This is a genomic window from Candidatus Thiodiazotropha endoloripes, from assembly GCF_001708965.1.
Classification (GTDB): Bacteria; Pseudomonadota; Gammaproteobacteria; order Chromatiales; family Chromatiaceae; genus Thiodiazotropha; species Thiodiazotropha endoloripes.
In genome coordinates, this window is sequence record NZ_LVJW01000006.1 from 1,412,079 (window position 1) to 1,424,993 (window position 12,915).

At 53.0% G+C, this 12,915-nt stretch carries 15 protein-coding genes and 1 pseudogene; 7 read left to right on the forward strand and 9 right to left on the reverse strand.

Going from position 1 to position 12,915, the window contains the following annotated elements:
* Positions 1–182 precede the first annotated feature (182 nt).
* On the forward strand, positions 183–551 hold the full coding sequence (locus A3193_RS17005) for a VOC family protein (RefSeq protein WP_069003059.1): 369 nt from the start codon (positions 183–185) through the stop codon (positions 549–551).
* Positions 552–585: 34 nt separating this feature from the next.
* Here the strand turns inward: A3193_RS17005 and A3193_RS17010 are convergent, their stop codons facing one another.
* From A3193_RS17010 to A3193_RS17025, 5 genes and pseudogenes are all read right to left on the reverse strand, one after another.
* A complete protein-coding gene (locus tag A3193_RS17010) occupies positions 586–1,347 on the reverse strand; it encodes an HD domain-containing phosphohydrolase (protein WP_414630420.1) in 762 nt (253 codons plus the stop codon).
* 54 nt (positions 1,348–1,401) lie between these two features.
* Positions 1,402–1,788 (reverse strand): annotated as a pseudogene (locus A3193_RS21130) (response regulator); the annotation flags it as partial.
* Complete coding sequence (locus A3193_RS17015; RefSeq protein ID WP_069003057.1) at positions 1,727–2,938, reverse strand: response regulator; 1,212 nt, start codon at positions 2,936–2,938, stop codon at positions 1,727–1,729. The pseudogene A3193_RS21130 and the gene A3193_RS17015, both read right to left, overlap by 62 nt.
* Before the next feature lie 199 nt (positions 2,939–3,137).
* Positions 3,138–3,584 carry an NfeD family protein gene (locus A3193_RS17020; RefSeq protein ID WP_069003056.1) on the reverse strand — a complete coding sequence of 149 codons (447 nt, stop codon included), beginning with the start codon at positions 3,582–3,584 and terminating at the stop codon, positions 3,138–3,140.
* Positions 3,581–4,507 (reverse strand): SPFH domain-containing protein, encoded by a 927-nt coding sequence (locus A3193_RS17025; protein ID WP_069003055.1) that lies wholly within the window; start codon positions 4,505–4,507, stop codon positions 3,581–3,583. The genes A3193_RS17020 and A3193_RS17025 overlap by 4 nt, the downstream gene beginning before the upstream one ends.
* Before the next feature lie 111 nt (positions 4,508–4,618).
* On the opposite strand from A3193_RS17025, the gene A3193_RS20605 reads away from it, so the two are divergent.
* The 6 genes from A3193_RS20605 to A3193_RS17050 all read left to right on the forward strand — a co-directional run bounded on the left by A3193_RS20605 (position 4,619) and on the right by A3193_RS17050 (position 8,331).
* Positions 4,619–4,786, forward strand: coding sequence for a hypothetical protein (locus A3193_RS20605; RefSeq protein ID WP_155523060.1), 168 nt, complete (start codon positions 4,619–4,621; stop codon positions 4,784–4,786).
* A gap of 29 nt (positions 4,787–4,815) precedes the next feature.
* Complete coding sequence (locus A3193_RS17030) at positions 4,816–5,517, forward strand: tRNA 2-thiocytidine biosynthesis TtcA family protein (RefSeq protein ID WP_235615023.1); 702 nt, start codon at positions 4,816–4,818, stop codon at positions 5,515–5,517.
* Positions 5,514–5,972, forward strand: coding sequence for a CBS domain-containing protein (locus A3193_RS17035; protein ID WP_069003053.1), 459 nt, complete (start codon positions 5,514–5,516; stop codon positions 5,970–5,972). The genes A3193_RS17030 and A3193_RS17035 overlap by 4 nt, the downstream gene beginning before the upstream one ends.
* Entirely contained in the window at positions 5,972–7,285 is a 1,314-nt protein-coding gene (locus tag A3193_RS17040) for an ArsB/NhaD family transporter (RefSeq protein ID WP_069003052.1), read from the forward strand. The genes A3193_RS17035 and A3193_RS17040 overlap by 1 nt, the downstream gene beginning before the upstream one ends.
* A gap of 341 nt (positions 7,286–7,626) precedes the next feature.
* Positions 7,627–7,818 (forward strand): hypothetical protein, encoded by a 192-nt coding sequence (locus A3193_RS17045; RefSeq protein WP_235615024.1) that lies wholly within the window; start codon positions 7,627–7,629, stop codon positions 7,816–7,818.
* Positions 7,819–7,821: 3 nt separating this feature from the next.
* Entirely contained in the window at positions 7,822–8,331 is a 510-nt protein-coding gene (locus A3193_RS17050; RefSeq protein ID WP_069003050.1) for a hypothetical protein, read from the forward strand.
* A gap of 210 nt (positions 8,332–8,541) precedes the next feature.
* On the opposite strand, the gene prlC is transcribed toward A3193_RS17050, so the two are convergent.
* From prlC to A3193_RS17070, 4 genes are all read right to left on the reverse strand, one after another.
* Complete coding sequence (prlC, locus tag A3193_RS17055; protein ID WP_069015357.1) at positions 8,542–10,572, reverse strand: oligopeptidase A; 2,031 nt, start codon at positions 10,570–10,572, stop codon at positions 8,542–8,544.
* Between the two features lie 177 nt (positions 10,573–10,749).
* Positions 10,750–11,295 (reverse strand): CNP1-like family protein, encoded by a 546-nt coding sequence (locus tag A3193_RS17060; RefSeq protein WP_069003048.1) that lies wholly within the window; start codon positions 11,293–11,295, stop codon positions 10,750–10,752.
* Between the two features lie 86 nt (positions 11,296–11,381).
* Positions 11,382–12,326 carry a GIDE domain-containing protein gene (locus tag A3193_RS17065; RefSeq protein ID WP_069003047.1) on the reverse strand — a complete coding sequence of 315 codons (945 nt, stop codon included), beginning with the start codon at positions 12,324–12,326 and terminating at the stop codon, positions 11,382–11,384.
* Positions 12,326–12,898, reverse strand: a complete 573-nt coding sequence (locus A3193_RS17070; RefSeq protein ID WP_069003046.1) for a LemA family protein — start codon at positions 12,896–12,898, stop codon at positions 12,326–12,328. The genes A3193_RS17065 and A3193_RS17070 overlap by 1 nt, the downstream gene beginning before the upstream one ends.
* Between the last annotated feature and the right edge of the window lie 17 nt (positions 12,899–12,915).

The following is a 12,915-nucleotide window of genomic DNA, read 5'->3' on the forward strand; positions in this document are numbered from 1 at the left end:
GTACACCAATGGTTTGCTCTATAGTTAAATGCAGAAACAGACACAGGGTTTGCAGTGAGTATATCTTTGGTTGCTGTTGCTGAGGTTCCGCGTCTGAAGGAAAGCCGGCACTGACAGACCGGCTTGGCTGCTCGGACGCTCTATAACAGATAAGCCATGGAGTATCTTTCAGGTAAGCTGGCATGAGATATCACGAATCCATAGATTATGTTGAGTTTCCGGCCTCGGATCTGGAAGTGGTGAAGGTGTTTTTCAAACAGGTTTTCGGTTGGGATTTTGTGGACTACGGTGAGGACTATTGCGCATTTTCCAACGCGGGACTTGATGGCGGATTCTACCACTCTGAACTGACCACTGCGGCTGAACGAGGCAGTGCGCTGATCGTCTTCTACAGCCGTGACCTGGAGAAGACTCAGGCAAAGATTGTCGATGCCGGAGGACGTATCAAAGTCCCGGTGTTTGAGTTTCCTGGAGGCAGGCGTTTCCATTTTTGCGACCCAAACGGCAATGAGTATGCGGTATGGTCCGATGTGCAGGCCGGAGCTGGCTGAATTCGCAATGGATTGTGATTGAAGTTAACAGAGCCTAGTCAATCGGTGTTATCCGGAACACTCTGAAACTGGTATCTGGCAGTACTTCCCGTTCATAAGCCACCTTCAACTTGAACACCATGGCTTGACTCAGTGGTTGCCCCTTGGCGAGGAGCAGAGCGCCTGCATTGGTTTTGATCGGCTGGTCGACAATCATCCCAGGTTCGAGTTGATCAAGGGGCAGATTCAGTATCTCGACTTTGCGGTTCATCGATCCCTGGATGAGTATCTCAACCAGGGCCGGATCGAAGTGCTCAGGATTATCCCGTAGGTATTCGATCGCCTCATCCTCTGATTTTCCCAGGTTGAGCAGTTTATCGTAGTTGATAGCGACCTTTAAAATCTGTCCACCGAGTATCGCCTTTTGCTCATTGTTCAGTTTTCCCTGAATATCAATCTTGCCGATATCGTCGAGTTGATGCTCGATCATGGCGGCAACAATTTCGAGCCGGGGTATATGTTTCAGCAGTCGGCTCCCCATCTCTGGGTGGGAGTTATAGAGCTCCGTTTCCGTCTTGCTTATTTCATCGCCTGCCATGACTTTTTGAATCAGATCATCAGGTAGGCTGACGTAACCCAGTTGGCAAAGCATACCCGCAAGGTCGTAGTGCCAGCCATCTTCCAGTGAAAGGCTTCGGACAATGCTTCTGACATGATGTTTGATACGGGAAGATTGACTGAATGCTTCCGGATTGACCATGCTGAGAACATCCGCCAGTAGATCAACCGCCCCTTTCAGGGTTTTGTTCAGCAACACCTTTTCATTGGTGATCAGGCGGTACTGCTTGATACCCTCTGTTATGGTCTGATAGAGAACCTCTGTTTCTACCGGCTTATTCAGAAAACGGAAGATATTGCCATCGTTCACCGCGTCGATGGCTACATCCAGGTTGGCGTTGCCGGTGAGCATGATGCGTACCGTGTTGGGTGACAGCTCCCGTACCTTGGACAGAAACTCCACCCCGTTCATATTCGGCATCTGCATGTCGGAGACCACCAGGGCAAATGGGCCTCCATCTCTTACAGCCTGAACCCCGTCAGCACCGCTGGTGGCTGTTTCAAGATTCAGACGTTTACGAAATTGTCGGCGAAAAGAATCGAGCAGGTTACGGTCGTCGTCCACCATTAAAACTTTTTCAGGTGGTTTGTCCATCAAGGTACTCCTGGGCAATATTCTGCCAACGGTTGAACTCTTCATCACCGAGCAGGGATTGTAGAGACTGGGGATCGTAGTGTTGCTTGTACTCCTTGTCGCTTAACCAGTGCAGCAGCAGATTGGCACCGTAGACCAACAAGCAATCCTTACGATCGATCGATTGATATTCATGGTTATGATGATGCGCGACCGCCTCGACTGCAGAGAAGGGTAATCCCCATAAACCCATCAGATAGGCTCCGATACCGGCATGATGGCACCATAGGGCTTCAGCTTCAGCTTCGAATAGAGGCAGGGATTCCTGATTCGCCTGTTTGACGATACGGCGATACTCGTCCTGGTTCTGGGATGCGAGAATCAGTTTTCCCAGGTCATGCAGCATGCCCGCCATAACCGGGGTTTCCAGCTCCTGGCGGCTCATCCCCATCGCCATGCCCAGTTGCCTGACCAGACCGGACACCGACTGGCTGTGTTGCCACAGGGGCTCAAGTTTGAATTCATCGATCAGCGTCTGATCGAGACGTGAAAAAATGGCTGCTCCCAGTGCCAGATTGGAGACAGTCTCGATACCGAGCAGGGTTACCGCGTGTTGCGGCGATGAGATCTGCTGAGGTAGGCCGAAAAAGGCGGAGTTGACCATCTGCAGCAGTTTGGCGGACATCCCCAGATCCTTGGCGACGATCTCACCGATCTCCGCCAATGAAGTGTTGTCCGATTGCAGCGCCTCGATCATCTGCTGATAGCTGGCGGGCAGACTGGGAAGTGATCCCAGGCTGTTAACCATCTCCGTCATGGCGGGATTATTCAGTAGATCTCTAAGCTGAATGACCCGCTCCAATATGACAATCAGAGTCTGGGTGTCACAGGGTTTGGCAATGAACTGATGGGCGTGATGAACAATTTCCTGGGCGGGTGTGCGTAGAGCCTGGCCGGAAAACAGCAGGCGGGTGGTGCTCGGATAGTGTTGTTGTACCTGCTTCAGGAGTTCGCTGCCACTCTTACTGCCCAAGCGGGTCTCAGTGACAATGATCGCCATGGGCTGTTGCTGCAACAGCTCCAATGCACTGGTGGATGAGTCACAAAAGTGTAGCTGCCACTGGTCGTTGTGATCCCTGAGAATTCTTTTTAGAGCTTCAAGCTGATTCCGGTCACTATCAACGAACAGAATATGGTTTGTGTCAAATAGTTTCATTGGAGGTGATGCCCACTTGTTTCGACGCTCCAATCACCTCTAAAGGACTCTTGAGAGCCGTTGGTCGCCTGCCGGATAACGGGAGATGCAAACAGAAGCTTATCAAGCTGATCATTTTTTGTTCTGTGTTTACTTCGACTTAACCAGAGTGTAGTACCTCTGTGGTTAATTGTATTGAAACGGAATTAAAGTTCTGCGCTCATTCAGCCTGATCGATCATCAGTATCACACCCTGAACGCCAACCACTTTAACCTTGGTTCCTGCAGGGCAATCGTCACCATGGATTTTCCAGGTGCTGTCGTCGACACTGATTTTCCCCACGCCGTTGATGATCGGATCCTGCAGGGTGAAAACCCGGTCGATATACTGTTCACCGCGCCGGTTGAGATGGGGGCTGTCGGTCTCGATGGGGCGATGCTGCAGAAACAGTCGAACCAGGACAATCGCGGCGACACTGAAGACCGCGAAAAAGATCAGCTGGAATTGCCAGGCAAGTTCCGGAAAGAGTAGCAGTGCCAGGCCGGTAATGGCCGCGGAAAGTCCCATCCAGACTAAAAAAGCACCTGGAGAAAAAACCTCAAGGATGATCAATACAACCGCCAGGATGAACCAATGCCAGTAGTCGAGATGAGATAACCAACTCATTGACTGCTCTCCTTGCTGTTGCTCGCAAGGGCCTGTTTGGCAATCTCTCCGATACCGGCTACCGAACCGATCAGACTGGAAGCCTCCAGGGGCATCATGATGAGTTTCTGATTATCTGCTGAGGCGATATTTTGTAATGCTTCGGTATATTTCTGGGCAACGAAATAGTTGATGGCATTTACATCACCTTTGGCAATCGCCTCGGATACCAGGGTTGTCGCCTTGCTCTCGGCTGCTGCAAGCCTCTCTCTTGCCTCTGCTTCACGAAATGCAGCCTCCTTATCACCTTCAGCTTCCAGGATGGCGGCCTGTTTTTCACCTTCCGCTTTGAGTATCTCTGCCTGTCTCAAGCCTTCCGCTTCGAGGATGGCGGCACGTTTTTCCCGTTCGGCCTTCATCTGTCTGGCCATGGCATCGACCAGATCTCTTGGTGGTGAGATATCCTTGATTTCAATGCGCGTGACTTTGACTCCCCAGGGTGTGGTGGCGTCATCCACCACAGTGAGCAACTGGGTGTTGATCGTGTCCCGCTGGGAGAGCAATTCATCCAGGTCCATCGATCCCATCACGGTACGGATGTTGGTCATGGTCAGGTTGAGAATCGCCCCGTAGAGGTTATTCACCTCATAGGCGGCTTGTGAGGCGTCCAGCACCTGGAAGAAGATCACACCATCCACGGTGACCATGGCGTTGTCCTTGGTAATGACCTCCTGCGAGGGGACATCGAGTACCTGCTCCATCATATTCATCTTCCGGCCGATCTGATCGATCACCGGAACAATCAGATTGAGGCCGGGACGCAGGGTTTTGGTATAGCGGCCGAATCGTTCCACCGTATACTCATTGCCCTGGGGTACACGCTTCGCGCCCAGAGCGACCAGTACCACAGCAAGAACAAGAAAAACCAGAACAAAAATATCCATTTGTATGCCCCCATGATGACATGACTGTGATTGATTCCTCCGGCAGCAGCGCTTCCATCTACTCCCGCATAGACCTTTATGACCTCAGATCAGTTTTGAATCAAGTCCGGGATGAGAAGAAATCTCCTGAGTCAGTACCAACCCCTGCGCATGTGGTTGAAAAAGTCATATAAACTCAGCGGTTACCCGGTTGCGGCTGAGACATCCACCAATCAGGCCAAGCTTACGCTTTTTCCGGCATTGGTGCGCAACAGGCTTCGTGTCAAAATGGCCTTATGAACGATTCAATCAAACCCCCGAAGTCAATCATGCGCAAAGTAGGCAGAGCGATTGCGGATTTCAAGATGATTCGCGATGGGGATCGTATCCTGCTCGGCGTATCCGGAGGTAAGGACTCCCTTACCCTGTTACAAGTACTCTCCCATCTGCAACGTTATGCGCCGGTCGAATTTGAACTGGGCGTGATTACCGTGGATCCTGAGATCGAGGGATTCGACCCGGCACCGCTGAAAGCCTACTATGAGGCATTGGGTGTCTCCTGGGTCTACGCCGAACAGCCGATTATGGAGGAGGCCAGGGAGAATATGTCGGGTGACTCGTTTTGTGCCTATTGTGCACGTATGAAACGGGGCATCATGTACAGCACCTGCCGCAACCAGGGCTATAATGTTCTGGCATTGGCTCAGCACCTGGACGACCTGGCGGAGAGCCTGATGATGTCCCTGTTTCATGGTGGCCAGATGCGTACCATGAAAGCCCACTATGTGAATGATGCAGGGGATATTCGCATCATACGACCGCTGGTCTATTGTCGTGAGACTCAGACCGGTGAGTTTGCCGTGAAGGCGGGATTGCCGATCATTCCCGACAGTTGTCCGGCCTGTTTCACCAAGCCGACCCAGCGCGCCTACATGAAACAGCTGTTGGCCCGGGAGGAGCGCAGCAATCGTCACCTGTTCGCCAATATGCTGCATGCCATGAAACCGATGATGGATGAAGCGCCGCCATGAAAATTAAACATATCTCAATTCCCACCAAGGTCGCCCGTCCGGGTATGAGTGTCGGTGAAGTGATGACCGAGTGTGTCACTAAAAGGGTTCCCGGTATTCCCTATGTCGATCAGAGTGGTGCGATCAGCGGACGCTTCTCGGTAAGGCATATGTTCCGTATCTGCTGTATTCCCGATGACATCATTCAAGGCGCCCATCTGCTTGGGGATGATATCGACCATCTCGATTTTCCCCATATCAAAGCGGAGGATTTAATGGCTCGGAGTGTGGATGATTTCATCTATCCGGACACGGTTCGTCTGTCAGCCAATTTTCAAGCCATCAAGGCGCTGGCCATTATGGAGCAGTACAACACGGAGTATCTGTTTGTCACGGAAGGGGAGGATTATCAGGGGGTGGTGACACGCATGAGTGTTGCCGCGGCGATTGTAACCAAAGAGTGTTGCATCGACTGATGTTGGAACAGATAACTACCGAGATGTGGGTCTCGGCACTTCTGCTGTTGTGTGCCTACATCCTGATATTCACAGAGATACTGCATCGCACTACAGCCGCCATGCTGGGCGCCCTGACCATGATCGGTGTGGGTATGTGGATGGGATTCTACAGTCAGGAGCAGGCGCTGCTGGCGGTTGACGGTAACACCATTCTGTTGTTGGCGGCGATGATGATGCTGGTTGCACTGTTGCGTCCCACCGGGGCCTTCGACTATGCGGCTGTGCACATTACCCGCTGGGCCAAGGGAAGCCCGAAGCTGTTGCTGATCTATCTCAGTCTGGCGGTCAGTCTGATCAGCATGATCCTGGATAATGTCACCACGGTTATTGTGTTTGCACCGTTGACCGTACTGATCTGTCGCTTGTTGAAGATCAATCCCATGCCCTATCTGATGGCAGAGGCGATGCTCTCGAATATCGGTGGCGCCGCTACCCTGGTGGGTGATCCTCCCAACCTGATGATCGGCAGTGCTGCCGATATCAGTTTCAACTCTTTCCTGGTGCATATGGGATTTCCGGTGTTGGTGGTATGGGTCGGCACGGTGGCGCTGATGCTGTTTCTGTTTCGTGAACAGCTGACCGATGTTGGCGAGGCCCCCCGGACCCTGGTCGATACCCATGCCATCAAGGATGCCAAGGGGCTGAAGCGCACCCTGTTTTCCCTGGCTGTGGTGGTGGTGCTCTTTTTCATCCACCACAATCTGCACATCCTGCCCGCCTATGCCTCTTTTATCGGCCTCTGTCTGGCTTTGCTGATGCTGAAGCCCGATATGGAGCAGATTTTCGGTACGGTCAACTGGTCGGTGTTGTTCTTCTTTGCCGGCCTGTTCATGATCGTTGGCGGGGTGGAGGCCTCGGGACTGCTCGATCTGTTGGGAAATCAGCTGGCCAGGCTCGCCAGAGATCCGCAAATGCTGTTGATCACCGGTTTGTTGCTGATGTGGGTGGCCGCAGTTCTCAGTGCGGTGGTGGACAACATACCTTTTACCGTCACCATGATTCCAATCATTATGGGGCTGGAGAGCAGTGGGGTGAATATCGCGCCCCTCTGGTGGGCTCTGGCACTTGGTGTCGGTCTGGGGGGGAATGGTACCCACCTGGGGGCGACAGCCAATATCATCGCGGTCAGTGAGTCTGAAAAGAGCGGCATGCCTGAGGCGAGGATAACCCCACTGATCTGGATGAAAACCGGCATCCCGGTGATGTTCTTCGGTCTGATCCTCGCCAGTCTGGTCTACTGGCTGTTTTTTGATCTTTTCACCACCGCTTAAGCTGCCGGCACACTCCCCTCGCAACAGGACAGATTGGATTCGTGATATCAGGCCCTGGGGCGTTTTGCCGGGTAAATCCACCTCTCTCGGCAACAATCCCCCAATTTCCTCGTCAGATTTAGATGGCCGATAATCTTGATTGTTTTGCTAGGTATTTCTATAGCTTAAGGTATCACTGTTCAGTGCAGCCTTGTAACAGTGAATTCTGAGTAGTAGCCGACACGGATTTCACTGGCTTTCAATCCGGGCGACAGCTGGTTGCTCATACTCAAGATCAGAGCATGTCTTGATGGGTTCCCTAAAACAGTGAGGCACACAGCACATTGAATATCAGAACAACCATGGATCCAATCACACTGCGCGATGTTACCAATCCAGATGATCACCCCTGCCTCTATGAAGGCGATGGTGAAAATGGAGTTGAGATCTATTTTGAAAATGAAGAGACGAAACGGTTGTACATGGATATGGAGTTTGAAGGTCACAAAGTGATCTGTGGTAACGATTCGGATGATTATGTGGCTGAGGGCTAATCGATGATATTACGGCGTATCTATATGTTGGTGCCCTCCAGACACCATGCGGAGGAAGTGGTCAGAGACCTGATGGTCGCCAGGGTGAATCGACAACGCATCCACACCGTGGCCAGATCGGCTGCGTACCTGAAGGGGCTACCGGCAGCAAGGATACGTCAAAGAGACGGTTTTACAGCACAGCTCGATAGCTGGTTCTGGGATATCAACCTGCTGCTGTTTTTCGCGGCAATTGCGATTCTGTTGATCGGTGTTTGGGCATCCGAATGGTTGCTTGTGGCAGGCTGCCTGACTCTGTTGCTCGCTTCCGCGTTACTGGGTTACTACTACTCAGGTCAGGTGCAACAAGCCCATATCGACGATTTTGATGTGCCGTTGAAACATGGAGAATTCCTGCTGTTGGTTGATCTGCCGCGCTGGCGGGTTTCACAAGTCGAACGCTCGATTCGACAACAGCATCCTGAAGTTGAGCTAGGTGGTGTTGGTTGGGGTATCGATGCCCTTGGCATCTGACTTGCCAACCACGGGGTGACGCTTTGCGTCACCCGTTTTTTTTCTGTCCGCAATTGAACGCGAATAAACGCAACTGTTTTGTGTGTTTCATTCTCCAGCCTTTTTTATCGCCTATTATCAATCTCAACAATTTCGACTCAGGGCCTATTGGATCCGTGTTAACAGGCCCTAGCAAATCTTAATCGCGTTTATTCGCGGACTGAATATAAATCATCCGCTGATACCGCTGTGTCTCAACAGAGGTTCGATCTGCGGTTCCCGGCCGCGGAAGGCGACAAACAGTTCCATGGCGTCCTTCGAGCCACCCTGTTCCAATATCTCCTGCAGAAAGGCCTGTCCCGCCTCCTGACTGAAGATGCCCTGTTCCTCGAATCTGGAGAAGGCGTCGGCTGAGAGCACTTCGGCCCATTTGTAGCTGTAGTAACCTGCGGCATAACCACCGGCAAAGATGTGTGAAAAACCGTGTGGGAAACGGTTCCAGGAAGGTGGTGAGATCACCGAGACCTGCTCGCGCACCTGATCGAGAATCTGATAGATCCTTCCCCCCTGTTCCGGGTCGTACTCCTGGTGTATGCGGAAGTCGAAGATCGAGAATTCCAGTTGACGCACCATCTGCATCGCGGATTGGAAATTTTTCGCCCCATGCAGTCGCTGATAGAGTTCGTCGGGGATCGGTTCACCACTCTCCACATGACCGGAGATCAGCTCCAGTGCCTGCTGCTCCCAACACCAGTTTTCCATGAACTGGCTGGGCAGCTCCACCGCATCCCAGGCCACACCATTGATCCCTGCGACGGAGGGATAGTCGATGCGGGTCAGCATGTGATGCAGCCCATGACCGAATTCATGGAACAAGGTTTCCACTTCATCATGGGTGAAGAGCGCCGGCTGGTCACCCACCGGTGGCGAAAAATTACAGGTCAGGTAGGCGACCGGAACCTGATCCACTGAATCGCTGAAGAATCGGGTTGCGCACTCGTCCATCCAGGCGCCTCCGCGTTTCTTCGGGCGTGCATAGAGGTCGAGATAGAACTGTCCGCGTAGCTGGTTCTGCTTGTCGCGGATCTCATAAAATCGCACATCCGGATGCCAGGTATCGACCCCTTCAACGGATTGGATGCGGATCCCATAGAGACGCTCCACCACCGCAAACATGCCAGGTATCACCCTGGTTTCTGGAAAATAGGGCTTCAGCTCTTCCTGGCTGATGGCGTGGCGATGTTGGCGCAGTTTTTCCGAGTAGTAGCCAATATCCCAGGCCTCCAGCTGATCGATGCCGTAGTTTTCACTGGCGAATTGTGTCAGGTCGGCCAGCTCCCGTTCCGCCTGGGCCTTGGAGCGCTGTGCCAGATCGGTCAGAAAACTCATCACCTCTTCCGTGTTGCGGGCCATTTTGCGTGCCAGAGAGCGCTCTGCGTAGTTGTCGTAGCCGAGTAATTGCGCCTGCTCATGGCGCAGCGCCAGGATCTGCTCCATGACCTCGCTATTGTCCCACTGACCCGCATGAGGGCCGCAATCCGACGCCCGGGTGGCGTAGGCCTCGTAGAGTTCTCTGCGCAGCTCCCGTTGATCCGCATAGGTCATCACCGGAAAGTAGGAGGGAAACTCCAGGGTCAGCAGCCAGCCCTGTTGCTCGCGCTGCTCCGCGGTCTGTTTGGCCAGTGCCATGGCAGACTCCGGCAAGCCGGCCAGCTGCTCCGGATCGGTGATCAACTTGCTCCAGGCATTGGTCGCGTCGAGCAGGTTCTCCTCAAATTTGGTGGTCAGTTTGGAGAGGCTCTGACTGATCTCCTTAAAGCGTTGTTTTTTGTCTTCCGGCAGATCGACCCCTGAGAGTCGAAACTCCAGCAGGGTGTTTTCGAGCATCTTTTTTTGCGCATTGTCCAGGTCTTGCTGTTCAGCAACCTTTTTGTAGGCTTCACACAGCCGGCTGTTCTGTCCGACCTCGGTAGCGTAGTCACTCAGTTTGGGCAGGCAGGCATTGTAGACCTCGCGCAGTTCATCGTGATTGACCACTGAGTTCATGTGGCTGACGGGTGACCAGGTTCGGCTGAGCCGGTCTTCGGCAATTTCCAGGGGCTCGACAAAATTGTGCCAGCCTGGATCGGAGATGGTGCTGAGCAGACTTTCCATGGTCTGGCGATTCTCCTGCAGCAGCGTGTCGATGGCGGGTTCCACCATGGGAGGCTCAATCCGACTGAAGGGTGGCAGTCCGGTCATGTCAAGCAGGGCATTGGTCATTTTGCTGTTCCTGGGTCTTTATTCTGTACAAAGCGTATCGGTTGCTACCGCTGTTGGATGGGCGGTTGTTGGAATGCATCCAATGGGAATTTTCCCGGATCAAAAATCAGGGTTAATCAGTCAGCCGATACAAAGGCTGTTGTCTGGGTTGCTGAGGGATTATGTCAGCCGTGTTTATTAGTCTCTGCCTACCTTCCTATTGTTCCGCATGGCTTCGATGGCCTTCTCTATCGGATTGGGTTCGCCAATCTGCAGGTTACAGAGCAGGTCGTCATAGAGGGTGGCTCGATAGTCTGTCGATTCATCTTTTGGTATGGGCTCCCACTCCCCGCCTGGCATTGGCGTCAGGCGCTCGCTTCCGCCATAGGCATAGACTTTGTAAAGGCGTTCCCGGCAACGAAATCCTTCGTAGGAGCTATTCGCAGCGCCGGAGCTGGAGCGTATCACCAGGGTGAAGCGTACCGCACCGTCTGAGTCATGCTGAATCGAATTTCGTTCCACATAGTAGCGGAATACCGACTCATTGGCGGCAACCTGAAACTCCTGCAGATCACCACTGTTTATGCTGTCCGGAACCTGAATCTCACCCTCCTGCCATTTAGGCTTGTCAGGTACGTCGTACTCCTCATCATCGATAGGATCATCCAGGACAATATCCCTGGCCAGGGCCGGGGTGGCAATGAGTACTACAAAAAGTAGCAACCAAATGGTTTTCAGGGTCATGGAAGGTTTCCTGTTGTTTCATTCCGGGCGGCAGACCGGGGCTTATCGTTATTAAGCTGCCGGATTAATAAGTCGAAGGGGTTATCTTATATCATGCGAGCGGCAATGAACCATACACTGCCTGAGCCCAGGGCGAAAAAGGCTGCCAGGGTGAAGAAGGAGTAGTAGCGGAAGCGTCTGACCAGATCAAACTCCTCCTTGGTCGAGATCAGCATCGGGCGACGGCGAGAACCGGTTGTGCTGAGTGTATGCAGGGGCTGCTGGTCCTCCTTGAGCTGTTCCCTGGTGACCTCCTGTTTGGCCGCTTTGCGGGCGGTTTCCCACTCGTCGAGATCAATTTTTCCATCCCCATTCAGATCGAAGCGGTCGAGTAGACTGGCATGGTCGCTCTTCCATTGACGCAGACGCTCTTTGACCATGTCGTCACGCATCGCTTTTCTGTCGATTTCGCCCAGTGAGCTGAACAGACCGATGGCATACAGCGGGTCACCAGGCATGATCAGCTCCTCGGTATATCGATAGTCCCCGTCGAAAGTGGTGTTGATCGATATCTGCAAGCCGAAGCGGTTGAACTGGCTATGGGTGGTGCCGATCCCCCGGTCAGGGCCTGCTGAGGGGGTTGAGTTGGGGCCATACCAGATATTGCGTTCACTGGGGGTTACTGTGGCACCCTCCGGATCGAGTATGCATTCGCCGGTTTCATCTTTGATCAGAAAAAGGGCGTTGCTCTTTTCGCTGCGTACTGCGTGCCAGCCCTTGTCATCCTTGCGGTCGACTTTGTAGCGCCACCAGCAGCATTGGGTCGCACTGAGAGGTGATATCACCGCTTCACCCTGCATCATATCGGCCTCACCGATCAGTTCGACATAGCCCTGGGGGGCGGAGCGTATGCGCGAGGTTGGGGTGTCCTCGATCAGGCGGGCTCGATGGAGATGGTAGAAAGAGAAATAGAGCGCTGCCAGCGACAGCAGTATCAACAGGGCGCTCCAGAAGAAAAAAGCCCCTGTTCCCAGATTGGCGATTTCCTGCATCAACTAAATAATGTACCCATATCCACGTCACTCTTCTCGGACTCGTCGAACTCCAGCAGTTCGGCGGCTTTGAAGGAGAATTGTCGGGCTAGAATGATATCGGGAAACTGCTCGATGCGCACATTGTTATTGTTCACACTTTCATTATAAAACTCACGCCGGTCGGCGATGCTGTTTTCCAGCCCGGTGATACGGCTCTGCAGGTGCAGAAAGGTCTCATTGGCTTTCAGCTCCGGATAGTTCTCCGCCACTGCGAACAGATTGCCCAGGCCCAGCCGCAACTGCCCCTCGGCAGCACCAACCGCGCCCACATCCCCCTGCTGCATGGCCCGGTTGACTGCAGCACGGGCGTTCATCACCTTTTCCAGGGTCTCCTGCTCGAATTTCATGTATTGTTTGCAGGTCTCAACCAGCTTGGGTAGCTCATCGTGGCGCTGTTTCAACAGCACATCGATATTCGCCCAGGCCTTGTTGACATCGTGTTTCAGACGCACCAGGTTGTTGTAAATCATAACGCCGTATATGAGGATAACAACGGCGGCACCAATCAATACAAAAAACGCAATTTCCATCGGTTCAGGAACCTCCA